Here is a 23,387-nt window from a genome sequence, read left to right on the forward strand (position 1 = left end):
GCGCCTGACGGCGCGGAACTCATGTGAAGGAGTCAGCAATGACCTACACCCTCCCCGATCTCCCCTACGACTACAACGCGCTCGCCCCTCCATCGCCCCCGAGATCATGGAGCTGCACCACGACAAGCACCATGCGGCGTACGTGAAGGGCGCCAACGACGCGCTCGAGCAGCTTCAGGCCGCCCGTGAGGCAGGCAACCTGGGCGCCGTGAACAAGCTGGAGAAGGACCTGGCGTTCCACCTGGGCGGCCACATCAACCACTCGGTGTTCTGGAAGAACATGTCGCCCGACGGCGGCGGCGAGCCCACCGGTGACGTCGCCGAGGCGATCGGCGAGTTCTTCGGCTCCTTCGACGGCTTCAAGAAGCAGTTCAACGCCGTCGCCAACGGCATCCAGGGCTCCGGCTGGTCGATGCTCGTCTGGGACACCCTTGGCCAGCGCCTCAACATCAACCAACTGTTCGACCAGCAGGGCAACCTGCCCATCGGCCAGCTCCCGATCCTTCAGCTCGACATGTGGGAGCACGCCTTCTACCTGCAGTACAAGAACGTGAAGGGCGACTACGTCAACGCGTGGTGGGACGTCGTCAACTGGGACGACGTGGCGCAGCGCCTCGCCGCAGCGAAGGCCGCTGGCGTCAGCTACTGACCGACCGACGCGAACGGGCCCCGAGGATCGTCCTCGGGCCCGTTCCCGCGTCTCAGGAGGCGGCGGCGTCGAGGACGGCGGCGAGGACCTTGTCCGCCGTCTGCCTCCCGTAGGCGTCGATCGTGACGTGGATGCCGTCGTCGCGCAGTGAGCCGCCGTCGGGCTGAGCATCGTCACAGGCGGACGGGGACTGCGGGCGGCTCGGCTCGGGGTCGTCGCAGAACAGCGGGTCCATCTGGAAGGTGCGCACCCGGGGGTCCTGGGCGGCGATCCGCCGAACCATCTCGTTCCAGCGCATCCGGTACTCGTCGTGGTTCAACGCGTAGTCGTCAAGGGGGAAGCAGTCGGTGTCCCCGACGGGGCACTTCTTCAGCAGCCCTGGGCCGGGGCGCTCGGGCTGCGCGATGACGAGGGTCGCGCCGTCGCGGGTCAGCCGGTCGATCGTGGTGCGGGTCTCCGCCTCGAGCACGTCCCAGAACTCCGGGTCCTCCGGGCGGATCAGGCGCCCCTCGTACCAGCGCTGGTGCGTCTCGTAGCGCGACCACCAGAACACGATGTCGGGGTGGTGCCTGTCGATCAGCGAGTCCTGAAGTTGGGCGAGCACCCGGCAGTCGCCCGGCCCCTCGTGGGGCGGCTTCTTGTACTCCTGCAGTTCCACGGCGAGCGGCGTGCAGCCTCCGCGCGCCGCGCTGTCGACGGCCCAGCCGCGTTCGGTGGCCGCGGCGTCGAGCGAGCTCATCAGCTTCAGCGGCACGGAGTCGCCGGTCACGACGATCCAGTGCTTGGCGGGGACCACGCCCAGCGTTGCCTGAAGCGTCGCAGACCAGCCGAGGATGACGGCCATCACGACGGCGACCGCGGCGGCCACCCTGCGCGGCGTGAACCAGGCCGTCAGCCTGCCGCGCCTGATCGGCTGCTCGACCAGGTGATAGGAAGCGACCGACGTCACGACCGTCCCGGCGAGCGCGACGGCGGCGCGGGCCGGCTGGAAGTGCTCGACGTGCGCGATCCCCATCCACACGGCCCACGGCCAGTGCCACAGGTACAGCCCGTAGGAGATCCGGCCCAGGTAGGCCATCGGGCCCCACGCAAGTGCGCGCTCGACGAGGGTTCCCGGGCCGCAGACGAGCGCCGCCATCAGCACGACGACGCCGAGGCTCAGCAGCAGCGCTCCGCCGAAGAAGTAGAACGGGCTCGGCCCGCCCAGGAAGGGCAGCACCGCGGCGACCGCGGCGATGCCGACGGCGGTGAGGGCCTTGTGGTGCCTGGCCAGGGCGTCACGGACCCTGTCGTCGGAGACGAGGATCGCGAGCAGGGCGCCGAGCAGCGGCTCGAAGGCCTTCGAGTCGGTTCCCATGTAGGCCCGGTCGACCGAGGCCGTCAGGTAGAGCTGCGGCAGCCGCGCGATCGACGCGAGCGTGAGGACCGCCGTGACGGCGATCAGGGCGGTGCGGAGCCTGGCCTTGCGCGCAAGCCAGGCGATCAGCCCGATCGCGATGGGCCACACGAAGTAGAACTGCTCCTCCACCGCGAGCGACCACATGTGCAGCAGGAGCGAGGCGGACCCGTCGGAGGAGAAGTAGGAGTTGGCCTCCATGAAGTGCCAGTTGGCGAGGTAGACGGCCGTCCAGCCGACGTCCCCCGCTGCCGCCGCCCGCCGGTAGACGGGCATCAGGAACGTGGCGTAGGTCAGCACCGCGATCAGGACGAGGGTGGCGGCTGGCAGCAGCCGAAGGAACCGCCGCTGCCAGAACCGCGCGAACCGGGGACGGCCGTGCTTGGCCGTGTCCGCCAGCAGCCCCGCGGTGATCAGGTAGCCCGAGAGCACGAAGAACACGTCGACGCCTGCGAAGCCTGGCGCGAGCCCTGGCACGCTCAGATGGAAGGCGATCACCAGCCCCACGGCGATGGTGCGCAGCCCGTCGAGGCTGGGAACATACGTCGAGGCCGGAGAATTCACCCGCTCGACACTACGCCTTCTGCGGGCTCAGCCCCAACGGCTAGGGGTGGGACCCGTCCTTGTCGCCGTAGACCCACGGCGCGACTGGGCGGCCCGTGAGCCAGGCGCGCCACACCTCCGCGACCACGAACGGCACCAGCGCTGCGCCCACCGCCCAGCGGGTCACGAGCCGCAGCGGCAGTTCGGCCGTCACCGGGACGAACGGCGGGTTGCCGACCGTCGAGGTCGGGTCGCAGGCGCACGCATCGAGCGCCCTGTCCTCCACGATGACCTTGACCCAACTGTGGCCGCTCAGCCACCACGGGTATCCGAAGCCGCGCACGCGGGCCGCATGCACGAGGCTGGTGTCGAAGCCGAGGCCCCGCAGCACCTCCGACAGCACGGTGTTGTACTGGTGCGACCAGCCGCGGTGCGCGCGCAGCGCCCGGGCGGGAGACTCGGTCAGGTGCCACAGCGAGTGCGCCGGGAAGGCAACTGCGACGAGCCGGATGGCCTCGTCGACGAGGGCGCGGCCGGTGGCCCCGGTCGCCTTGGCGCGCGCGATCAGGCCGTCGACGGTGTCGGGCGCGTCGGTCTTCACGGCGGGCGGCGCCATCACCCACACGGGGATCAGCGCGGCGCCAAGTAGCGCGGGCAAGCCCCAGCGCAGCTTCATCTGTCGTCCTTCCTGCGGCGGGCGAATCCCTTGAGGGAGCGGTAAGGCACCTCGTCGGCCAGTTCGGCGTGCAGCGCGAGCATGTCGTCGATGGTGGCCTGCCATGGGTAGCGCTCGGCGCGGGCCCGTGCTGCGCGGCGCAGGTCGGGCCCGAGGCGTGGGAGCAGCGACTCGACGGCGTCGGCGAGCGACGGGCCGTTGGGGTCGCCCGCCGCTCCGGAGGTCGCGTCGACCAGTTCGTGCGCTCCCCCGCGATTGGAGGTCACCACCGGGGTGCCGCACGCGAGGGCCTCCAGCACCGCGAGCCCGAAGGTCTCCGCGGGGCACACCGAGAGCGAGATGTCGGCGGCCGCGATCCTGCGGGCGACCTGGTCGCGCCCCGAGACGAAGCCTTGGAAGAAGACGGGGGCATCACCCGCGGCGCGCTGCAGTTCTGGCTTGTCGGGGCCGGTTCCGTACAGGTCGAGGCGCACCTTGTGGCCGCGCCGGTGCAGTTCGACGACGGTCTCGACGGCCAACTGGGGGCTCTTCTCGTGCGAGAGTCGCCCCACGTAGCAGAACTTCAGGACGCCGTCGTCTGCCGGGGTCCCGGCGCTCGGGGTGAAGGTGTCGAGGTCGACGCCGAGCGGGATCAGGCTGAGGTTCGCGCCGGTGTTGTCGAACTCGTCGGCGGCGAACCGACTGGTGACAACCACCGAGTCGAAGACCTTCGACAGCCGCCGGTTGAGGGCGCCTACCGTCGTCTCGACCCCGAAGGAGCGGCGCGCCCACATCGCCAGCATGTCGGAGAGCCGTTCGTGGCTGAACAGCACCGAGCCGACGCTGCGCTTGGCGGCCCATCGCGCCGCCGGCGAGAGCGTCCACTTGTCGGAGACCTCGATGTTGGTGGGGCGGAACCGGTCCAGAACGTCAAGCACGCGCCACGGCTGGAAGATCATCCGGTACTGCTCCGAGACCTTCGGGCCCGCACCGACACGAGGATCCCCGCCTCTGTCTCGACGACCTCGTCGCGCGCCCCCGGGGAGACGAAGATGCGGGTGTGGCCTGCGTCGACATAGCCCTGTCCGAGGGTCTCGATGACGACCTTCATGCCGCCCGAGGTTGGGCCCACGAAGTTGGCCAACTGGGCGATGCGCATTGCCCTATTGAACCAGACGCGCCGCGGGCTCAGTCGTGGTCGTCGTCGACGCCGTCGGCCGCGATCATCTCGACGATGGTGTCGACGGTGACCCCGGGCCCGTTGCTGAGTTCGCCGATCTTTCCCCTGTCCTTCAGCACGACGATCCGGTCGCTCATCCGTACCACCTCGCTGAACTCGGACGAGATGAACACGATGCCCATGCCCTTGTCGACCAGTTTTGCGATCCGGGACTGCAGTTCGACCTTCGCGGCGATGTCGATGCCCCTAGTCGGCTCGTCGAGCACCATCACCACCGGACGGGTCGCGAACAGCCGAGCGAGCAGCACCCGCTGCTGCTCACCCCCGGAGAGGAATTTGGCCTGCCGGTCCATCGGGACCGAGCCGAGGCCGAAGTTGTCGACCGACCAGGCAAGCACCTCGTCCCGCTCCCGCTTGGAGACCTTGTGCCGCCAGCCGCGCAGCGCCTGCAGCCCGATCAGGATGTTGTCGGCCACCGACAGTTCCCCGATGATGCCGAGGTCGGCTCGCCGCTCGACGGAGGCGACGATGTGCCTGGCGAGCGCGTCGCCCGGGTTACGGAAGCGCACCTCCTTGCCCTCCACGAGCAGCGTGCCGCCGTCGGGGCGGGTGATGCCGGTCAGCAGCGCTGCCAGTTCCGATCGGCCCGAGCCGCGCAGGCCGGCGAGGCCGACGATCTCGCCGCGGTACACCTCAAGGTCGGTTGGCTCCACCTCTTCGCGCTGCGTGAGGCCACGCGCCTCGATGACCGGGGTCCCCTCCGGCTCCTGGTGGTGCGCGCGGCGCTGCGAGCCGATCTGACGCAGCGCCTCGATGTCGCGGCCGAGCATCCGGGAGATCAGTTCGACCCGGTCGATCTCGCGGGTCATGAACTCGCCCTGCACGCGGCCGTCGCGCAGCACCGTCATCCGGTCGCTGATCGCGTAGACCTGCTCCAGGAAGTGCGACACGAACACGATCGCCACGCCGCGGTCGCGCAGCGAGCGCACGATCCGGAACAGCCGCTGCACGTCGGGCGGTTCGAGGCTGGAGGTGGGCTCGTCCAGCAGCAGCACCCTCGGCCGCTCGACCATGGCCCGGGCGATCGCGACGAGTTGCTGCACCGACGGCGGGAGCGAGTCGAGGCCACGGTTCAGGTCCAGGTCGTCCAGGCCGAGGTCGGCGAGCACCTCCGCGGCGCGGGCCCGCGTCGCCGACCAGTTGATGCCGAACCGGCCGCGCACCTCGTGGCCGAGCATCACGTTCTCGACGACGTTGAGCTTCGGGCCGAGGTGAATGTCCTGGAAGACGGTGGCGATGCCCGCGGCGTGCGCCTCGGAGGGGCCAGTGAGCGAGACGGGCCGCCCGTCGAGCAGGATCTCGCCCCCGTCGATGGGGCAGACCCCGTTGAGGGCCTTCACGACGGTCGACTTACCCGCGCCGTTCTCCCCCATCAGCGCGTGCACCTCGCCCGGGTACAGCGAGAGGCTGACGCGGTCGAGCGCCGTCACCCCCGGGAAGGCCACGGTCACGTCGCGCAGTTCGACCAGCGCCGTCACGACGCGGCCCGCGGCCGGGCGCTCGACTGGCGCACCTTGAGCTCGACGGGGAGCCTGGTGCGGCGCGGCACCTCACGACCCTCTGCGGCGGAGATCAGCGCCGCGACCACCTTGGTGCCGAGCAGGTGGAAGTCCTGGCGCACAGTGGTCAGCGGCGGGAGGAAATGCGCCGTCAGGGGAAGGTCGTCGAAGCCGACGATGCTGAGCTCGTCGGGCACCGCGATGCCGCGCTCTGCGAAACCGTGGATCAGGCCGAGCGCCATCTCGTCGTTGGCCGCGAAGATGGCCGTGTACTCGGGGCGCCGCTTCAGGGAGGCGGCGTAGTCGTAGGCGAAGTCGGCGGACCAGTCCCCCACCACGATGGGCCGTTCCCTGAGCTTCCATTCCCTGATCCGGGCGTGGAAGGCGCGCTCGCGGGCGCGGGCGTCGAACCAGTCGAGAGGGCCCGCCAGGTGCAGGATGTCGCGGTGCCCCAGTTCGGCGAGGTGGTCGACCACGAGGATCGCGCCCTGCTGCTGGTCGACGGCCGTCGTGAGGAAGTTGGGGTCGCCCTCGGCCTTGATGGCGAGCACCGGCAGCCCGATGTCGAGTTGGCGCAGCGTCGCGAGGGAGGAGGACCGCGGCGCGATCACGCACAACGCGTCGACTCCCTGGGCCGTCAGGTGGTCCACGGCGGACTGCATGCCACCCTGCTCCTCGGAGGGAACGCTCACCGAGGTGACCGAGTAGTCCTCCTCGCCCGCGGCCAGTTCGATCCCTCGAAGTGTGCTGCTCGGCCCGTAGGCGCTTGACGCGTCGATGAGCACCCCGATGCGCCGGTTGCGTTGCGTCGCGAGGGCCCGCGCCGCGCTGTTCGGCCGGAAGTTGAGCTCCTCGATGGCGTCGAGCACCCGCTGCCTGGTGCCGGGACGGATGCTCGGGTGATTGTTCAGGACGCGCGAGACCGTCATGTGCGATACCCCGGCCGCCGACGCAACATGGCGAATGTTCGGGCGGGCGGGTGTCGGGTTGTCAGTCACCTTCGCCTACCTCCACGCGAAGCATACCGCCGGGCGTGGGGGCGGCTCAGTCGAGCAGCGTGCGGTCCGAGAGCGTGGCGCCCTTGATCTTGGAGAACTCCGCGAGGAGGGCGTCGGCGGTGATGCTCCGCTTCGCGTCCTCGTCGACCTCGAGCACCACGCGGCCCTCGTGCATCATGATGAGCCGGTTGCCGAGCGTGATGGCCTGATCCATGTTGTGCGTGACCATCAGCGCCGTCAGGTTGTTGCGCTCGACGGCCTCACCGGTCAGTCGGGTGATCAGTTCGGCGCGCGACGGGTCAAGGGCGGCGGTGTGCTCGTCGAGCAGCAGGATGTCGGGGTGCACGTAGGTCGCCATCAGCAGGCTGAGGGCCTGCCGCTGCCCGCCGGAGAGCATCCCGACGCGCATCTGCAGTCGGTCCTCCAGGCCCAGTTCGAGGGTGGCGAGGGCGACCCGGTACTCGGCGCGCTTGGCCGCCGTGACCGCCATCCCGAGGCCGCGCGCGCGGCCCCGCTCGAAGGCGATGGCGAGGTTCTCCTCGATCGTCAGGTGCGGGGCGGTGCCCGCCATCGGATCCTGGAACACCCGGGCGACCCAGGTCGCGCGCTTGTGCTCGCCCAGCTTGGTGACGTCGCGGTCGTTGATCAGCACCTTGCCGCCGTCGACGGGGTAACGCCCCGAGATGACGTTGAGCATGGTCGACTTGCCCGCCCCGTTCGAGCCGATCACGGTGACGAAGTCGCCCTCGTTCAGCGTCAGGCTAAGCCCGTCGAGGGCGACCCGCTCGTTGACGGTGCCGGGGAAGAAGCGCTTGGTGACGTTGTCGAGTTTCAGCATCAGCTGACCCCTTCCGCGACGGCCTTCTCGCGCCTGCGCTTGATCCGCAGCCGCTTCAGCGGGCCCCACTGGGGCAGCACCAGCGCAAGCACCACGAGCACCGCGGAGATCAGCTTCATGTCGTTGGCGGTGAACCACTCGGCGCCGAGCGCGAGTTGGATCACCACGCGGTAGATGACGGAGCCCGCCACGACCGCGAGGATCGCCTGCCACACCGCCGTCATGCCGAAGATGGCCTGGCCGACGATCACGGACGCGAGGCCCGCGACGATGATGCCGATGCCCATCGAGATGTCGGCGAAGCCCTGGTGCTGCACGACGAGCGTGCCGCAGAGCCCGACGATGCCGTTGGAGATCATCAGGCCGACGATCTTGGAGGCGCCGGTGTTGATGCCCTGGGATCGGGCCATCAGTTCGTTGTCGCCGGTGGCGCGCAGCGCGACGCCGTAGCTGGTGCCGAGGAACCAGTACAGCAGCGCCGCGACGATCAGCGCGACGCCCGCGAGGATCGCCACCGACACCCACGAGCGCATCAGCGAGTGGTCCTTCAGCCAGGTGAAGGCGGTGGTCTCGCGCAGCAGCGGGACGTTCGCCTTGTTGCCCATGATGCGCAGGTTGATGGAGTACAACGCGATCTGGGTCAGGATGCCGGCGAGCAGCGGGTTGATCCTGCCCCAGACGTGCAGCGCACCCGTGATGGCACCCGCGAGCATGCCCGCGACGACGCCGCCTGCCATCGCCACCGGAACCGGCAGCCCGCCCACGATCATCATGGCGCAGGTGGCCGCACCGGTCGTGAACGAGCCGTCCACCGTCAGGTCGGGAAAGTCGAGCACCCGATACGTGAGGTAGACCCCCAACGCCATGACGGCGTACAGGAAGCCGAGTTCCAGGGCGATGTACATCTCAGGCTCAGAACTGCTTCGTGGCGCGCGAGACGATCGCCTCGGACAGTTCGAGGCCCTGCTTCTTGCCCATCTCGGGGTTGACGAACAGGTCGAACTCCTTCTGGGTCTCGACGGGGATCTCCGAGGCCGGGGTGCCGTCGAGCAGCTTGATCATGATGGCCGCCGCGTCCTTGCCCTGCTGGGTGTAGTTCACCGAGAGGCCCGCTGCTGCGCCGCGCTCGACGGTTGACTCGTCGGATGCGAAGACGGGGATCTGCTTCTGCTCGCCGATCTGGATGACGGACTCGGCTGCCGAGACGACCGTGTTGTCCGTCGGGACAAGGAGGGCGTCGACGTCGAGCGAGTCGGCGGCCTGCTGAACCTCGGAGGAGTTGGTGACGGTGGCCTTCTTGATCTCGAGCCCCAGGTCGCCAGCGGCCTTCTCGGCCTCGGCGACCTGCACCTCGGAGTTCACCTCACCGGAGGAGTAGACGATGCCGACGGTCTTCGCCTCGGGAAGCGCCTCCTTGATCAGCTCCAACTGCTCCTTCATCGGGTTCAGATCGGAGACGCCCGTCAGGTTCGCGTCCGGCTTGTCCCAGTCCTTCATGAGGCCAGCGGCGACCGGGTCGGTGACGGCGGCGAAGACGATCGGCTTGTCCGTGATGGCGTTGGCGAGCGCCTGAGCCGTCGGGGTGGCGATGGCCAGGTAGCCGTCGTTGTCGGAGGACGCGAACGTCGAGGCGATGCTGCTCAGCGTCGCCTGGTCGCCCTGCGCGTTCTCCTCGGAGTACGTGACCTCGTAGCCAGCCTCCTTCAGCGCGTCCTTGAACCCTGCGGCCACTGCGTCGAGGGCGGGGTGCGTGACGATCTGCGCGATGCCGATCTTGACGGCCTTCTTGGCGCCCTCCGAGGCGGGTGCGTCGGCCGAGGGCGTCGAGGTCGGGGTGGTACCGCCGCATGCGGAAAGCAGCGTGGCGGCCAGGATGCCGAGGGCGGCGGCCTTGAGCTTCATGGGGTCTCCTTGGAACAGGTTTGGCGGGTGACAGCCTAGATTCTCCCCGCCTCAGGGGTGACCCGCGTCCACGGGTAGAACACCCTTGAGGTGGGGTCCCTCGGATATGCAACAAGAGGGGCCCCACTAGGGGACCCCTCTTGTCACGAACTCGTGAGGCTTACTTCTCCTCGGAGGCCGCGGCCTCCTCGGTCTCCTCGATCGCGGTCTCGTCGGCGGGAACGTCGTTCTCCTCGACCTCGGCCTCGACGGCCTCTTCCTCGACCTTGGTCTCCTCCTTGGCCTCAGCCTTGGGGGCATCGGCCTTGGCGGCCTTTGCCTTGGCGGGCTTTGCCTTCGGAGCGACGGCCTCGGTGATGATCTCGATCACAGCCATCGGCGCGTTGTCGCCCTTGCGGGGGCCGATCTTGGTGATGCGGGTGTAGCCACCCTCGCGACCCTCGAGCGTCGGGGCGACCTCGTCGAAGAGCTTCTTGACGAGCTTGTCCTTGGCCTTGACCGGCTCACCCATGACCTGCTTCTTCTCGAAGAGGGTGGCGAGCACCTGGCGGCGGGAGTGCAGGTCTCCGCGCTTGGCCTTGGTGAGGATCTTCTCGGCGAAGGGCTGCACGCGGCGGGCCTTCGTCTCGGTGGTGGTGATCCGGCCGTGCTCGATGAGCTGGCTGGTCATGTTGCGCAGGATCATGCGCTCGTGCGTGGGGCTGCCGCCCAGACGGGCGCCCTTGGTTGGCTTGGGCATTGGTTAGATCTCCGTGAGTGTTTTTAGGCGGTGGGCGGTCAGTACTGCTCGGTCTCGGCGAAGTCCGCGTCGTCGGAATCCTCGTCGTAGCGCTCGATCGCCTGCAGCGGGTCGAAGCCCGGGTGCGAGTCGCGCAGCGCGAGGCCGAGGCCCGCGAGGGTCTCCTTGACCTCGTCGATCGACTTGGAGCCGAAGTTGCGGATGTCGAGCAGGTCCTCTTCGCTGCGGGCGACGAGCTCACCAACGGTGTGGATGCCCTCGCGCTTGAGGCAGTTGTAGGAGCGGACCGACAGCTCGAGGTCCTCAACGGGAAGGTTCAGCGACTCGGCGATCTGCTCGTCGACGGGCGACGGGCCGATCTCGATGCCTTCGGCGTCGACGTTCAGCTCACGGGCGAGGCCGAAGAGCTCGACAAGGGTGCGGCCGGCCGAGGCGACGGCGTCGCGCGGCGCGATCGACGGCTTGGTCTCGACGTCGATGATCAGACGATCGAAGTCGGTGCGCTGGGCGACACGGGTGGCCTCAACCTTGTAGGTGACCTTCAGCACGGGCGAGTAGATCGAGTCGACCGGGATGCGGCCGATCTCGGCGTCGGGGTTCTTGTTCTGAACGCTCGACACGTAACCGCGGCCGCGCTCGACCACCAGTTCCATCTCCAGCTTGCCGTTGTCGTTGAGCGTGGCGATGTGCAGCTCCGGGTTGTGGATCTCCACACCGGCCGGGGGCTGGATGTCGCCAGCGGTGACGGCGCCGGCGCCGGCCTTACGCAGGTACATGACCACGGGCTCGTCCTCCTCAGAAGACAGCACGAGGCCCTTGAGGTTGAGGATGATCTCGGTGACGTCCTCGACGACGCCCTCCAGGGTGGAGAACTCGTGCTGGTTGCCCTCGATCTTGATGCTGGTCACGGCCGCGCCCGGAATGGACGACAGCAGGGTGCGACGCAGCGAGTTGCCAAGCGTGTAGCCGAAGCCCGGCTCCAGCGGCTCGATCATGAACCGCGAACGGAAGTCGGAGACGACCTCTTCGGAGAGGGTGGGGCGCTGTGCGATGAGCATGAACTGTTCCTTCCCGCGTCAACCACTATTTGATGACGCGACATGAGGCGTGGCCGCTGACTGCGACCACAGGTGGTGCGGTGGCCGGGTGGCCACCGCAACCGGTGGGGCGACTACTTCGAGTAGAGCTCGACGATCATCTGCTCCTGGACGTCAATCACGATCTGCTCGCGGACGGGGAGCTGGTGCACCAGGATCCGCATCCGGTTCGGGCGGGCCTCAAGCCAAGCCGGAACCGAGCGATCGCCGTGGGTCTCACGGGCGATCACGAACGGCGTCATGGTGAGCGACTTCTCGGCGACGTCGATGATGTCGTGCGCACGCACCCGGTAGGACGGGATGTTGACGCGCTGACCGTTCACGAGGAAGTGGCCGTGCACGACGAGCTGACGGGCCTGGCGACGCGTGGCGGCGAAGCCTGCGCGGTAGACCACGTTGTCGAGACGGGACTCGAGGATCTGCAGCAGACGGTCACCCGTCTTGCCGGGGTAACGGTCGGCCTCTTCGTAGTAGCGGCGGAACTGCTTCTCCAGCACGCCGTACGAGTAGCGAGCCTTCTGCTTCTCCTTGAGCTGCAGCGAGTACTCGGAGTCCTTGGTGCGACCGCGTCCGTGCACACCCGGGGGGTACGGACGGCGCTCGAAGGCCTTGTCGTTGCCGACGAGGTCGGTCCCGAGACGACGGGACTTCTTGGTCATTGGGCCGGTGTAACGAGCCATGGGTTCTTAGGTCCTTTCCTGGTCTCGGGCGATCAGACGCGACGGCGCTTGGGCGGGCGGGTTCCGTTGTGGGGCACGGGGGTGACATCCGAGATGGCACCGACCTCGAGCCCGACGGCGCCGAGCGAGCGGATCGCGGTCTCACGGCCGGAGCCGGGACCCTTGACGAACACGTCGACGCGCTTCATGCCGTGCTCCATGGCGCGGCGGCCGGCGGCCTCCGCAGCCATCTGGGCGGCGAACGGGGTCGACTTGCGGGAGCCCTTGAAACCGACGGTGCCGGCAGAGGCCCACGAGATCACTGCACCGGTGGGATCGGTGATCGAGATGATGGTGTTGTTGAAGGTGCTCTTGATGTGCGCCTGACCGGCGAGCACATTCTTCTTCTCCTTGCGGCGCACCTTGGTCTTGGCGGCCGCCTTGCGGCTTGCAGTAGCCATTAAGTGTTTCTCCTTGAGTCCTGTAAGAGGCGCTCACCCCGGGGGGTCAGCGTGCCTTCTTCTTGCCAGCGACGGCCTTCTTCTTGCCCTTGCGGGTGCGCGCGTTCGTCCGGGTGCGCTGACCACGGACCGGCAGACCACTGCGGTGGCGGCGGCCCTGGTAGTTACCGATCTCAACCTTGCGGCGGATGTCGGCGGCAACCGAGCGGCGGAGGTCGCCCTCGATCTCGTAGTTGCCTTCGATGTGATCGCGCAGCGCGACGAGCTGGTCGTCGGTGAGCTGGTGGACTCGCAGATCGCCACTGATCCCAGTGGCGGCGAGGGTCTCGGCGGCGCGGGTCTTGCCCATGCCGAAGATGTAGGTGAGTGCAACCTCAAGGCGCTTGTCGCGCGGGAGGTCAACACCAACTAGGCGTGCCATCAGGCGGTACCTTTCTCATTGTTTCGGTCCTGGTTCGTCAGAACCCGGTCGCGGACCGCGAAGGTGTGTGGCGTGACGCGTCCCCGCCGCCTGTGGCACCTCTTGGGGTGCCGACGGGGCCTTGGCCTTCGTCCAAGGGTGGAACTCCCGTGAGGGAGCCTTGCGATCACGTTTCTTCAGTTGTGTCGGCGGTGCGGGCGATCGACCCTTTCCGCAATGATCTGCGTCCCCGTGGGGCGGCAGGCCTGGGCTCAGCCCTGGCGCTGCTTGTGCCGCGGGTTCTCGCAGATCACCATCACACGACCGTGCCGGCGGATGACCTTGCACTTGTCGCAGATCGTCTTGACGCTCGGCTGAACCTTCATTCGAGCAACCTTTCAATCGGCGACTGGGAGCACAGTTGTGCGCCCCAATCGGATGGTGAGTGGCCTCCGCGACCCAGGCGCGCGCGAGCGCATCCGGGCATAGGCGACCGACGAGCCAGCTTACGCCAGCGGCAACGACTTCCCAAATCCGGGCAAACAAAAGCGCGCCCCTCCCCTGGTTCGGGGTGGGCGCGCAGTGACACAGGCTGCGTCGCAGCTCACTTGTGCCGGTAGACGATGCGGCCTCGCGTCAGGTCGTAGGGCGACAGCTCGACGACTACGCGGTCGGCAGGCAGGATGCGGATGTAGTGCTGGCGCATCTTGCCGCTGATGGTGGTGAGAACCTTGTGGCCGTTGGCAAGCTCGACGCGGAACATCGCGTTGGGCAAGGCCTCGACCACGGTGCCCTCAAGCTCGAGGGCTCCTTCTTTCTTCGCCATGTACTCTCATTCTTCTCGCTCCGGCGGCGCCGGATGATACTCCAACAGGTGAGTTTACGCTCGTGAGCGCCCGCAAACAAATACCCGCCCCGGGGCTAGCCTTACCGCCATGAGCTACTTCGCGGTGCACTACACCTACGTCTCGGACTCCGACGCCCTCGACCTGGTCCGCCCACGACACCGGGAATACCTCTCGTCGCTGGTGGGAGACACGCTCGTAGCCAGCGGCCCGTACCCGGGCTCGGTCCCGCCAGGGGCGCTGCTGATCTTCTCCGCCGACAGCGAGGACCTGGTCCACACTCAGCTCAACGCGGATCCGTTCTGGCAGGAGGGCCTCATCGCCGAGCGCCGCGTCCAGCCCTGGAACCCGGTGATCGGCTCGCTGGCCTGACCCCGGCTCTCGGCCCCACCCGCCTCAGTCGGTGACGACCCGCAGCGTCCCGGCGCCCCGCAGGTCGTCGGCCGCCACGGCGACCCCGGGCGTGCGGTACGGGTTGGTGAGCGGCCGGATGGCGACCGCCCTGCCGTCGGCGTGCACCGATGCGACCCCGTGACCGAGGGGGCCAGCGACGATCTCGACAGTGACGGCACCCCCCAGCAGCGGAAGGGTCGCGTCGAGGCCCCGCAGGTCGGGATCGATCACCGGGTCGAGTTCCACCTCGGCGCCAGCGTGCCGGATGCCGAGCATCCGCTGGGTCAGGACCTCCAGGAACAGCCCGGGCCCGGAGGAGTAGACGCGCCACCCTCCGTCGAGGGCGACCTCCCCCGCCTTCACCCGGTGGTACTCGGCGGCCGCCTCGTAGCGGTCGGCGAAGGCGGCGTCGGAACTGGAGGCGTAGGTGTTGGCCTGCCGTGGGGTCGCGGTGGGCACCTGGTCGCGGATCCCGATGGGGACCGCCTGGGCGAGTGCCCGAAGCAGCCCCCGTCCATCGCCGACGCGCGCGAGGGCCTCGGCGTAGCGGAGGTGGGCGTGCATGTACATCAGCCCGATCTCGCGGCCGAAGAAGGTGCTCGCCTCCGCCCGCTGGAAGACCTCCATGGGCCCGCCGCGGTAGGCGACGGGGCGGTCGAACAGGCGCACGCCGTCGGGGCCGGTCAGGTGGTCGGCGATCAGGTCGAGGTGGCGCGTCGCCTCCTCCGGTGTCAGGAGGTCGCCCGCGATCGCGTGGATCATGGCGAGGACGGAGTAGGTCAGCCCGGTCTCGGTGTCGCGCGGGTGGATCAGCGGACGCAGGCCGGAGTCTTCGCGCACGCCGTAGCCCGCGAGCACCCCGTCGACGAGGAGTTCGCGGCGCAGATCTGCCGCGCCACGCTCGGCGATGCCCGCGGCGCGCTCGGCGATGGCGGGGGCGGCGATCCCCATGCCCCGCGCGAGGACGGCGAGGGCCTCGGCCTGCAGTACGACGGTCCAGGTCGACACCATCCGGCGAGCCAGGTCCGGGCTGGCGGGTTGCAGCGAGTCGTTCCAGTCGCCGTGGCCGTAGGCGGGCAGCGAGGTGCCGGTCACGAAGGTCGCCTCGATGGCGTCCAACGCCCTCACGACGTGGTCGGCGAGGGTCGCCTCGTCGCCGGGGACGCCGTCGCCGGTGAACGCGACCCGCTCGGCGAGGATGCCGGTGTCGCCGGTCGCGACGAGGTACTGCCCGAGCGCGAGCAGGGGCCAGTAGACGACGTCGCCGTGCGAGTCGGCGACCTCGTCGCGTCGCTGATCGGGCAGGAAGTCGAAGGCCTGCGGCCAGTCGCCCCGCTCGTGCTGGGCGCGGAAGACGATCAGGAGCAGGTCGCGCCAGGCGGCGTGTTCGCCCCAGGCGCGCAACAGCCCCACTGGTCCCTGCGAGACGTCCCTTGTGCCCCAGGCGCCGCCGGTGTGCTGCTCGAGCCCTCGCGGCGACAGGTAGTGCACCAGCGCATCGTGGGCGAACCAGCCGCAGGCCTGGTCGATCCTGGCCACCTCGTCCGCGGCCGTGGCGTCGCCGACCCCGGAGATGGCGATCCGGTCGTGCACACCCGACCAGCCTGCCAGCGCCCTGGGGGCGCGGGTGCCGGGCGCCTCGGGGCGCAGCAGCAGTGACCAGTCGGCCAGCGCAGGGACGAGCGCGGTCACGACGGACTCGCCGCGGCTGACGCCGTCGGAGAACAGCGCCTCGTCGCCGCCGACCCGCGCGCCTGCGGCCAACCGCACGGTGAGCGCGGCGTCCGCGAGCAGGGCACCGTCAGGGGCCGCGACGGTGAGGGTGTCGCCGTCCACCGAGACGACGCCTGGCAGGCCGGGGGCGCCGACCCAGTCGAGCGCGAGGACGACGAGCGCCGGGAGCGGGTCCCCCTCCGTCGTGCGCACGGAGATCGCGACGGCCCCGTCGTCGCCCGGGCCGGTGGTGTCGACCTGGATGACGCGCTCGCCGGAGGCGTAGACCCAGGTGGCGTGGTCGAGGCCGGAGCGCCAGGCCGACGGCGTGCCGAGCAGTCGCCACCCGTCGCCCTCGTCGACGGCGATCCGGAGGCCGTGGATCCTGCCGATCGGCAGCGGCGTCTCCTTGGCGGCGAGGATCCGGCCGAGGGCGGCGTGGCCGAGCGTCAGGTGGGAGCAGAAGCCGCCGTCCATCCAGACTGTGCAGGTCACGTCGGTCGGGTCGGGGAGCAGGGACGCGAGGGGGCGCAGGATCTGGCCGTGGGGCCGATGCACGGCGCGCTGCTTCGCGGCGGTCACGAGGTGGTCGCCGTCGGGGGTGAACCAACTGACCTCGCGGCCGTCGAGTTCCTCGACGTGTCGGCGCTCCTCCGGGAACAGGCCCGCGAGCGCCTCGGGGCTCAGGTCGTCTGCGTGGTAGCCAGGGGTGTCGCGGCCGACGAGCGAGGCGCCCGACTCGCGCACCTCGGGCAGTGCCGCGCCGGGCCGGAGGCCCTCGGCAAGCGTCGCGTCGGCCTGCGAGGTGGCGGCGGGGTGGTCGTCGACGAGGAGCACGAAGAAGCCGCCCTCCCACCTGTCGCCCGGCTCCAGCGTGACGGGCGCGCTCTGCAGCGCGACGGCCGAGTGTTCCTGTTGCAGCCGACGGCTCGGCAGGTCGGCGCGCAGGCCGGGCCATGGCGCCCCCTCTGGGAGGCCGCGGCCCGTCAACTGCGTGACGTCGCTCGCCCACCCGACCGCCGAGGTCCAGGATCCGACCAGTGCCCACGGCGCGCGCGGGCCCGGCATGTTCTGCCGGATCGCGACGGCGATCCCGCGCTCACCCAGGTCGACCGGGGTGAGGTCGAGGTACTGGGATGGATACAGCCGGTTCGCGTCCAGGACCGCGGCAGGCGAGAGCGAGGGATCCTCCACGGCGACCAGGTCGAACTCGACCGCCCGGTCGCCCGCGTTGACGACCTCCACCTGCCGGGACCAGCCCTCGCGCCCGTCGAGGGCGGTGCGACCGGTGCGCCAGCGCAGCCCGCCGACCTCACCTTCGCCCTCCCCGGCAGCGAATGGGGAAGCCAGGCGCGATCCTGGCGCTCGCGGAGCCAGAGGCCCGCGACCTTGTCCTCGAGGTGGGTGGCCGGATGCAACAACGCCGTCGGTGTGCTCATGATCCAAACTGTAAGCGCTTACGCCGGTGTGGTGCAATGATCGGTAGTCATGAGGCAATAGGCTCTCTTCGGCCGCGCGGGACGCTGCGGACGCGACAGGAAGAACGGACGATCATGGCCAGGCACACGATCTACGAGGTCGCCGCGGCCGCCGGCGTGTCGATCGCGACCGTCTCCCGGGTGCTCAGCAAACCCGACGTGGTCTCCCCCGCCACCCGCGAGCGGGTGATGTCGGCGGTCGAGGCGCTCAACTACGTACCGACCGGTGCGGCCCGCTCCCTGGCGGCCCGCACCAACGAGGCCTTCGGGCTGGTCCTCTACGAACTCCGTGGCCCGTACTACGCCGAACTGCTCAGCGGCTTCGAGGCGGCCGCCGCGGCGCGGGAGGCCAGCGTCGTCGTCACCTTGACGAAGAACCGCACGCACGTCGACCAGGCGGTGCGCAGGCTGGCGGGGCGCGTCGACGCGCTCGCGGTCCAGGCCGGCGCTGATGTGGCGCCCGTCACACTCGAGGCTCTCCGCCGCAAGATCCCCGTCGTGATGATCGCGGGCGGCGACGACGCCGACTCCTTCTCGACCGAGAACCTGGTGAGCGCCCGCGACCTGACGGGGCACCTGATCGACGTGCACGGCAGATCCTCGCTGCTGTTCGTCGGCAACCCCGCACTCGCCCCCGACATCGAGGGCCGCCACCGCGGCTTCGTCGAGGCGCACCTCGAACGCGGCCTCACCCCGCGCCCGCCGGTGCCGTGCCAGGCCATCGAGTCCGAGGGCGCCGGCATCGCCCACGCGATGCTCGCCGGCGAACTCGGGGCCGACGCCCTGGTGTGCGCCAACGACGAACTGGCGCTCGCCATCATGAAGGGGTTACACGGCGGCCCCATCGAGGTACCCGGCGAGGTCTCGGTCACCGGATGGGACGACATGATGGCGGCGCGCTACATCGCGCCAGGGCTGACGACGGTGCGCCAACCGGTGCGCGAACTGGGACGCCTCGTCGCCGATCGGATCGGCCAACTCCTGGCCGGGCACGCCTCTAGCGAACCCGCGCGTCGACTCCCGACGACGGTCGTGCTGCGGCAGTCCTGCGGCTGCCCCTGAACGGGGAACTTCCGCCAAAACACTTGCGGCTAACCCCTGGATCGGTGTAGCGTCCAATGTAAGCGCTTACGGTAAGCGCATCCACGACAGGCTGAGGCTCAACGACGTCCCTCACGACACGGCAGTCGCCCGAGGTACTCGTCGGCCCAGGCCATCAGACACCAGGAGGAACCATGCGTCTGAGCCTCAAAGTGGTCGCACTCGCGGCCGGAACCGCCCTCGCACTGACCGGCTGCGGCCGAGACGAGGGCAACAACGGCGGCGGTGGCGACACCCCCACCGCGCAGGCCGTCGACACGGCGAAGGCGTCCGGCACCCTCGAGGTGTGGGCGATGGGCGCCGAGGGCGAGAAGCTCCCCGAACTCGTCAAGGAGTTCACCGACGCCCACCCCGACATCAAGGTCAACGTGACCCCTGTCCCATGGGACTCGGCCCACGACAAGTTCGTCAACTCCATCACGGCGGGCACCACCCCTGACGTCGCGATGGTCGGCACCACGTGGATGGGCGAGTTCGTCGGCATGGATGCCCTCGACCCCACCCCCAGTTCGATCGACCTCGCCGGCTTCTTCCCGGGCGCCGTCGACACCACGAAGGTGGGCGGCACCTCGTACGCCGTGCCGTGGTACGTCGAGACCAGGATGGCCTACTACCGCACCGACATCGCCGAGAAGGCGGGCGTCACCGAGGTGCCCACCGGCCAGGACGAGTTCAAGCAGATGGCAGCCAAGATGAAGGAGCAGGACGGCGTGAAGTGGGGCATCAGCCTCCAGCCGGGCCGCACCGGATCCTGGCAGACCGTGCTCCCGCTGGCCTGGTCCCGCGGCGCCGAGATCGCCGACGACAAGGGCTACACCTTCGACACCCCGGCGATGGTCTCCACCGTCGACTACTACGGCTCCTTCTTCAAGGACGGCATCTCCGACCCGAACCCGCCGGAGGGCCAGACCGAGGCCGACTTCGTCAGCGGCGCCGTGCCGATGTTCGTCTCCGGCCCCTGGATGATGAGCCTCGTCGAGGACCTCGCCAAGCAGGACGGCGACGCCGCCTTCGCGGACAAGTACGACGTCGCCCCGATCCCGACCGCCGACGGCGGCCAGTCCTCCTCGTTCATCGGTGGCTCGAACCTGGCCGTCTTCAAGGCCACCAAGAGCCGCGACGCCGCCTGGACGCTCGTCGAGTGGCTGAGCCAGCCCGAGACCCAGGTCAAGTGGTACGGCCTGACAAGCGACCTGCCGTCGCTGCAGTCCGCCTGGGAAGACGACACCCTCGCCAAGGACGCGAAGCTCGCCAAGTTCGGTGAGGCGCTCAAGACGGCAAAGGTTCCGCCGACATTCCCCAGCTTCGAGCAGGTCATCGAGTCCTTCGACAACGAGATCGAGAAGGTTGCGAAGCAGGGCCTCTCGGGCGCCGACGCCATGAAGGCCGCGCAGGCGCAGGCCGACTCGATCGGCACCGGAGCGTAACCATGTCCGCGCCGACTGCGGCAAGGCCGCAGAAGGCGGCCCCCCGCACCCGTACCTCCAGATCCGGCGGCGCCCGGCTGGAGGAACGGGCGGGCTGGCTGCTCACCCTCCCGTTCCTGCTGCTGTTCCTCGTGTTCACCGCCTGGCCGGTGATCCAGTCGGTGTTCTTCTCGTTCACCGACATCAGGAACAAGGACCTGCGCACACCATTCGCGGTGGACTTCGTCTGGTTCGAGCAGTACGCGAAGGCATTCGCGGACCCCGTCTTCCAGCAGGCCGCGTTCAACACCATCTACTTCGTGGTGGTCGGGGTGCCGCTGACCATCATCGTCGCGTTGGCGGCCGCCATCGCGCTCAACAACGGCATCTCGAGGTTCCGGGCCTTCTTCCGGCTCGGCTTCTACACCCCCGTGATCACCTCGATCGTGGCGGTGGCCGTGGTGTGGCGCTTCCTGCTCCACCCCGACAGCGGCCTGGTCAACACCGTGCTTGGCTGGATCGGCATCAACGGCCCCAACTGGCTCGGGTCGACGACCTGGGCGATGCCTTCGCTGATCGCGATGGCCGTGTGGCGAAACTTCGGCACCGGCATGATCATCTTCCTTGCGGGCCTGCAGGCCGTACCGACCCAACTGCTCGAGGCCGCCTCCATCGACGGCGCGGGCCCCTGGCAGCGGTTCCGCAACGTGGTGCTCCCGATCATCCGCCCGACGGTGCTTTTCGTGATGGTGACCACCACCATCGGCTACCTGCAGTTCTTCGAGGAGCCGTTCGTGATGACGAAGGGCGGCCCGCTCAACAGCACCATCTCCGCCTCGATGTACACCTACCAGCAGTTCAGCTTCGGCAACTACGGCTTCGCCGCGGCATTGAGCTACCTGATCTTCGTGGTGATCGCCATCATCACGGCGATCCAGTTCAAGTTCCTGTCCGAGAAGGGAGACTGAGCATGTTCCAGGACACCGGATTCCGCCGTCGCTGGTGGCTCTACCTCCTGCTGACGGTCGCGCTGCTCGTCGTGGTGACGCCGTTCGTGTGGATGGTGCTCGGCTCGTTCAAGACCAGTTCGGAACTGCGTCAAGTGCCGCCGACCTGGCTGCCTGAGCACCCGACGCTCGACAACTTCACGTCGCTGTTCAGCAGGCTCTCGTTCGGCACCTACTTCGCGAACTCGACGCTGGTCGCCGTCGCGGTCACCGTCGGCAACCTGCTGTTCTGCTCGATGGTCGGCTACGCGTTGGCGATGCTGAACTTCCGCGGCAAGAAGGTCATCTTCGCCCTGATCCTCGGCACGCTGATGATCCCGGGCGTCGTGACGTTCGTCCCGCTGTTCGTGCTCGTCGCCAACATGGGGCTCGTCAACACGCTCCCCGGACTGATCCTGCCGTTCCTGGTCGGCCCGTTCGGCGTCTTCCTGATGCGACAGTTCATCATGGGCCTTCCGAGGGACCTCGTCGAGGCGGCCCGCATCGACGGCGCTGGCGAGGTGAAGATCTTCCTGAGGATCATCCTCCCGCTGCTCGGGCCTGCGATGGCGACCCTCGGCATCCTGACCTTCCTCGGAAGCTGGAACAACTTCCTGTGGCCCCTCGTGGTTGCCCAGACCAACAACTCGTACACGCTGCCCGTCGCGCTCGCGCTCTACTCCACGGGCCAGAACCAGACCGAGTACGGCCTGCTGATGGCGGGCGCAACCGTCGTCGTGCTGCCGGTGCTCGTCGTCTTCCTCATCTTCCAGCGGCACTTCATTCAAGGAATCGCCACCACTGGAATCAAGTAACACCCCTGCCAGAAGGACAACAAGGAGCAGTCATGAACCGACCTGACCCGACCCCGATCAGCAGACGCACCGCGCTCGCCGGAGGCCTCACGGCCGCGGCGCTGGCGAGCCTCCCCTCGGTCGCACTCGCCGACCCGAGGAAGCCACTGCCCGCCCCCAAGGGCACCGACCGCACGACGCTGTTGCGCTGGGCGCGCGACACGTGGGCCTCCATGGTGGCCATGACCGACCGCAAGACCGGGCTGATCTCCGACAACATCACGGGAGACCTCGCCACCAACGCCCACTACACCTCGCCGACCAACATCGGCGGCTACCTGTGGAGCACTCTGGTGGCCCGCGACCTGCGCATCATCACGCCCGGCGAGGCCAACAACCGGATCCGTCAGACGCTGCGCACGCTGAAGAAGATGACCCACCACGACGCGGCGGGCATGTACTTCAACTGGTACGACCCGCGCGACGGCTCAGTGGTGCTCAATTGGCCAGACGACGGCAACCCCGTCGAGCCGTTCGTCTCAAGCATCGACGCCGCCTGGCTCGGCGCCGCCCTGCTCGTGGTGCGCAACGGCGACAAGGGCAACCGCAAGGTGGCTGGCGAACTCTTCGACGCGATGCGCTTCGACGTGTTCGCCGACCCCACCAACTCGCGGCCCTACCTCAACTACGGCGGCTACTACCTGGCCGAGCCGACAAGGCTGCCCTCCCCGCCGCCCACCATCGAGCGCGACCTGATCGACGAGGGTCGCGGCGTCTGGTACACCCGCGACCACCACTACGACACGATCGTCTCGGAGACCAGGATCACCACCTACCTCGGCATCGCCAAGGGGCAGATCCCCGCGCAGGCGTATTACCAGGCCTGGCGGACGTTCCCGCCGGACTGGGACTGGCAGGAGATCATCCCGGTCGGCGAGTGGCACACCTACCAGGGCGTCGACGTCTACGAGGGCGCCTACGACTACCTCGGTCACCAGACCGTGCCCGGCTGGGGCGGCTCCATGTTCGAGGAGTTGATGCCGAACGTCTTCGTGCCAGAGGAGACCTGGGCGCCCAACTCGTGGGGCAAGAACCACCCACGCCACGTGGCGGTGCAACGCATCCACGGCATGGACAACTACGGCTACTGGGGCTTCTCCCCGCAAGCCACCCCGCAGGCGGTTACAGCGAGTGGGGCGTTGATGCGCTCGGGATGCGCCCCGACGGCTACTTCTCCGACATCGAGCACACCGACCACCTGCGCGACGAGCCGGAGCCCCACTACGGGGACGGGGTCGTCACCCCGCACGCCGCCTTCCTCGCGATGATGCACGAGCCGCGCGAGGCCTACGAGAACCTCGCACGGATCGAGGCCGACTTCGACTCCTACGGGGCGGGCGGCTTCTACGACGCCATCGCCACCAAATCCGGCCAGGTGGCCCGCCGCCACCTGTCGCTCGACCAGGCCATGATCATGGGCGCGCTCGGCAACGTGCTCACCGGCGGGGCGTTGCGCCGCTACTTCACCGACGGTGAGGTCGCCCGCAGGCTGCGTCCCGTGATCGCCCCAGAGGTCTTCGCCCCGCTCGACTGAG

24 protein-coding genes and 2 pseudogenes are annotated in these 23,387 nt (G+C 68.8%); 8 read left to right on the plus strand and 18 right to left on the minus strand.

What is annotated here, in order from left to right:
• The first annotated feature begins 38 nt into the window (after window positions 1–38).
• Window positions 39–649: pseudogene (locus BW730_RS08655) on the plus strand (superoxide dismutase).
• Between the two features lie 52 nt (window positions 650–701).
• Here the strand turns inward: BW730_RS08655 and BW730_RS08660 are convergent.
• The 17 genes and pseudogenes from BW730_RS08660 to infA form a co-directional block, all read right to left on the minus strand.
• Complete coding sequence (locus BW730_RS08660) at window positions 702–2,609, minus strand: acyltransferase family protein (RefSeq protein ID WP_077685887.1); 1,908 nt, start codon at window positions 2,607–2,609, stop codon at window positions 702–704.
• Window positions 2,610–2,649: 40 nt separating this feature from the next.
• On the minus strand, window positions 2,650–3,264 hold the full coding sequence (locus BW730_RS08665; RefSeq protein WP_077685888.1) for a hypothetical protein: 615 nt from the start codon (window positions 3,262–3,264) through the stop codon (window positions 2,650–2,652).
• The gene (locus BW730_RS19260; protein ID WP_237268034.1) at window positions 3,261–3,959 is read right to left on the minus strand and encodes a glycosyltransferase; all 699 of its coding nucleotides are present in this window, start codon (window positions 3,957–3,959) and stop codon (window positions 3,261–3,263) included. Before BW730_RS19260 ends, BW730_RS08665 begins: the two co-directional genes overlap by 4 nt.
• Window positions 3,933–4,235, minus strand: a pseudogene (locus tag BW730_RS19265) (glycosyltransferase); the annotation flags it as partial. The pseudogene BW730_RS19265 and the gene BW730_RS19260, both read right to left, overlap by 27 nt.
• Entirely contained in the window at window positions 4,199–4,402 is a 204-nt protein-coding gene (locus BW730_RS19790) for a hypothetical protein (RefSeq protein ID WP_237268006.1), read from the minus strand. The pseudogene BW730_RS19265 and the gene BW730_RS19790, both read right to left, overlap by 37 nt.
• 29 nt (window positions 4,403–4,431) lie before the next feature.
• The gene (locus BW730_RS08675; protein WP_077685889.1) at window positions 4,432–5,961 is read right to left on the minus strand and encodes a sugar ABC transporter ATP-binding protein; all 1,530 of its coding nucleotides are present in this window, start codon (window positions 5,959–5,961) and stop codon (window positions 4,432–4,434) included.
• Entirely contained in the window at window positions 5,958–6,911 is a 954-nt protein-coding gene (locus BW730_RS08680; RefSeq protein ID WP_077685890.1) for a LacI family DNA-binding transcriptional regulator, read from the minus strand. Before BW730_RS08680 ends, BW730_RS08675 begins: the two co-directional genes overlap by 4 nt.
• A gap of 115 nt (window positions 6,912–7,026) precedes the next feature.
• On the minus strand, window positions 7,027–7,818 hold the full coding sequence (locus BW730_RS08685) for an ABC transporter ATP-binding protein (protein WP_077685891.1): 792 nt from the start codon (window positions 7,816–7,818) through the stop codon (window positions 7,027–7,029).
• The gene (locus tag BW730_RS08690; protein WP_077685892.1) at window positions 7,818–8,723 is read right to left on the minus strand and encodes an ABC transporter permease; all 906 of its coding nucleotides are present in this window, start codon (window positions 8,721–8,723) and stop codon (window positions 7,818–7,820) included. Before BW730_RS08690 ends, BW730_RS08685 begins: the two co-directional genes overlap by 1 nt.
• A 7-nt stretch (window positions 8,724–8,730) precedes the next feature.
• Complete coding sequence (locus tag BW730_RS08695; protein WP_077685893.1) at window positions 8,731–9,720, minus strand: ABC transporter substrate-binding protein; 990 nt, start codon at window positions 9,718–9,720, stop codon at window positions 8,731–8,733.
• A gap of 160 nt (window positions 9,721–9,880) precedes the next feature.
• Complete coding sequence (gene rplQ, locus BW730_RS08700; protein WP_077685894.1) at window positions 9,881–10,459, minus strand: 50S ribosomal protein L17; 579 nt, start codon at window positions 10,457–10,459, stop codon at window positions 9,881–9,883.
• 38 nt (window positions 10,460–10,497) lie between these two features.
• Window positions 10,498–11,517 carry a DNA-directed RNA polymerase subunit alpha gene (locus BW730_RS08705; RefSeq protein ID WP_077685895.1) on the minus strand — a complete coding sequence of 340 codons (1,020 nt, stop codon included), beginning with the start codon at window positions 11,515–11,517 and terminating at the stop codon, window positions 10,498–10,500.
• A 113-nt stretch (window positions 11,518–11,630) separates the two neighbouring features.
• Complete coding sequence (gene rpsD, locus BW730_RS08710) at window positions 11,631–12,236, minus strand: 30S ribosomal protein S4 (RefSeq protein ID WP_077685896.1); 606 nt, start codon at window positions 12,234–12,236, stop codon at window positions 11,631–11,633.
• Window positions 12,237–12,268: 32 nt separating this feature from the next.
• Window positions 12,269–12,676, minus strand: coding sequence for a 30S ribosomal protein S11 (gene rpsK / locus BW730_RS08715; protein ID WP_077685897.1), 408 nt, complete (start codon window positions 12,674–12,676; stop codon window positions 12,269–12,271).
• A 46-nt stretch (window positions 12,677–12,722) separates the two neighbouring features.
• Entirely contained in the window at window positions 12,723–13,097 is a 375-nt protein-coding gene (rpsM, locus tag BW730_RS08720; RefSeq protein ID WP_077685898.1) for a 30S ribosomal protein S13, read from the minus strand.
• Window positions 13,098–13,348: 251 nt separating this feature from the next.
• Window positions 13,349–13,462: a 50S ribosomal protein L36 gene (gene rpmJ, locus BW730_RS08725; protein ID WP_073187875.1), complete on the minus strand. Its 114-nt coding sequence runs from the start codon at window positions 13,460–13,462 to the stop codon at window positions 13,349–13,351.
• 218 nt (window positions 13,463–13,680) lie between these two features.
• Complete coding sequence (infA, locus tag BW730_RS08730; protein ID WP_068749455.1) at window positions 13,681–13,902, minus strand: translation initiation factor IF-1; 222 nt, start codon at window positions 13,900–13,902, stop codon at window positions 13,681–13,683.
• 109 nt (window positions 13,903–14,011) lie between these two features.
• On the opposite strand from infA, the gene BW730_RS08735 reads away from it, so the two are divergent.
• Window positions 14,012–14,293 (plus strand): YciI family protein, encoded by a 282-nt coding sequence (locus BW730_RS08735; RefSeq protein ID WP_077685899.1) that lies wholly within the window; start codon window positions 14,012–14,014, stop codon window positions 14,291–14,293.
• Window positions 14,294–14,317: 24 nt separating this feature from the next.
• Here the strand turns inward: BW730_RS08735 and BW730_RS08740 are convergent, their stop codons facing one another.
• Window positions 14,318–17,524, minus strand: a complete 3,207-nt coding sequence (locus BW730_RS08740) for a GH36-type glycosyl hydrolase domain-containing protein (protein ID WP_418082040.1) — start codon at window positions 17,522–17,524, stop codon at window positions 14,318–14,320.
• Between the two features lie 56 nt (window positions 17,525–17,580).
• Here BW730_RS08740 and BW730_RS08745 point away from each other — a divergent pair, with 56 nt between their 5' ends.
• From BW730_RS08745 to BW730_RS19270, 6 genes are all read left to right on the plus strand, one after another.
• Window positions 17,581–18,567 carry a LacI family DNA-binding transcriptional regulator gene (locus BW730_RS08745; protein ID WP_077685901.1) on the plus strand — a complete coding sequence of 329 codons (987 nt, stop codon included), beginning with the start codon at window positions 17,581–17,583 and terminating at the stop codon, window positions 18,565–18,567.
• Window positions 18,568–18,740: 173 nt separating this feature from the next.
• Entirely contained in the window at window positions 18,741–20,033 is a 1,293-nt protein-coding gene (locus BW730_RS08750; RefSeq protein WP_077685902.1) for a sugar ABC transporter substrate-binding protein, read from the plus strand.
• 2 nt (window positions 20,034–20,035) lie between these two features.
• Window positions 20,036–20,980: a carbohydrate ABC transporter permease gene (locus BW730_RS08755; RefSeq protein ID WP_077685903.1), complete on the plus strand. Its 945-nt coding sequence runs from the start codon at window positions 20,036–20,038 to the stop codon at window positions 20,978–20,980.
• A 2-nt stretch (window positions 20,981–20,982) separates the two neighbouring features.
• Complete coding sequence (locus BW730_RS08760) at window positions 20,983–21,813, plus strand: carbohydrate ABC transporter permease (protein ID WP_077685904.1); 831 nt, start codon at window positions 20,983–20,985, stop codon at window positions 21,811–21,813.
• A gap of 32 nt (window positions 21,814–21,845) precedes the next feature.
• Window positions 21,846–23,120: a DUF3131 domain-containing protein gene (locus BW730_RS08765; RefSeq protein WP_226997163.1), complete on the plus strand. Its 1,275-nt coding sequence runs from the start codon at window positions 21,846–21,848 to the stop codon at window positions 23,118–23,120.
• The gene (locus tag BW730_RS19270) at window positions 23,117–23,386 is read left to right on the plus strand and encodes a hypothetical protein (protein WP_237268007.1); all 270 of its coding nucleotides are present in this window, start codon (window positions 23,117–23,119) and stop codon (window positions 23,384–23,386) included. The genes BW730_RS08765 and BW730_RS19270 overlap by 4 nt, the downstream gene beginning before the upstream one ends.
• The last annotated feature ends 1 nt before the right edge of the window (window position 23,387 follow it).

Origin of the sequence: Tessaracoccus aquimaris, assembly GCF_001997345.1 — a bacterium.
GTDB lineage: Bacteria > Actinomycetota > Actinomycetes > Propionibacteriales > Propionibacteriaceae > Arachnia > Arachnia aquimaris.